Below are 706 nucleotides of genomic sequence, written 5' to 3'. Positions count from 1 at the left end.
GAAGCTAGATAAAGGTGAAGCTGAAGACCAAAAAGCGCTGGCTAAAATGTTCCAGTGTAGTGAAGCATTAGTGAGTGGCGCTTTGAAAGCGGCATCGCTTCCGCTAGAGCTGCTTCAAGCGTATCCAAATGTGAGTGACTTAGGTCGTCCAACCATCGTAAAACTTCACAAGCAATTTGGTTCACTTAATGCAGAACAGCAACAAAACTTGCTGACGAAATGCGATGCGACTGATGGTTTTGTATGGCAGCGTAGTGAAGCGCAAGGTGTCACTCGTCTAACAAAAGACGTGACAGAAACACTAGAGAATTGGATTTCTGAACTTGCACCAGCGCCAGCGAAAAAAGCGACTCCTAAGGTTGAGCTAATTAAAGGCCGTGCTTCATACAGCCGTAAGGGTGCTAACCTAGCATTGAACCATTCCAATTAAAAGCCGCTTGATGCGGCTTTTTCTTTACCTGTGATAAACTGTGTGTAGACCAATCTGGACACAATTTATGACAACTCTCCCTTTCTTAACGCAACTCTCTACTACTGCTATTCATCATAACCATCGCTATGGTGTTGTTCTCACCGGCGATGTGGAGTGGCAATCTCAAGAGATTCAATCTTATCTCAAAAACAAAGCTAACTCTGCTGCCTACGTTCTCGGTGAATTGGAAGTACCCGGCACGCAAACAATCCCTTTCAATAAAGGCCAGCACCT

Annotated in this window: 1 protein-coding gene and 1 pseudogene; both read left to right on the top strand. The window is 44.9% G+C overall.

Going from position 1 to position 706, the window contains the following annotated elements; all coding sequences use genetic code 11:
• Nucleotides 1-418: pseudogene (locus tag KIV40_RS34440) on the top strand (chromosome partitioning protein ParB); the annotation flags it as partial.
• Nucleotides 419-497: 79 nt separating this feature from the next.
• Nucleotides 498-706: hypothetical protein (locus tag KIV40_RS34435; protein WP_285353940.1), on the top strand; the 209-nt coding region annotated here is incomplete at its 3' end.

This window comes from Vibrio sp. D173a (assembly GCF_030248475.1).
Note: the sequence above shows the minus strand (reverse complement) of the source record. Positions and strands in the feature narration are given on the sequence as shown.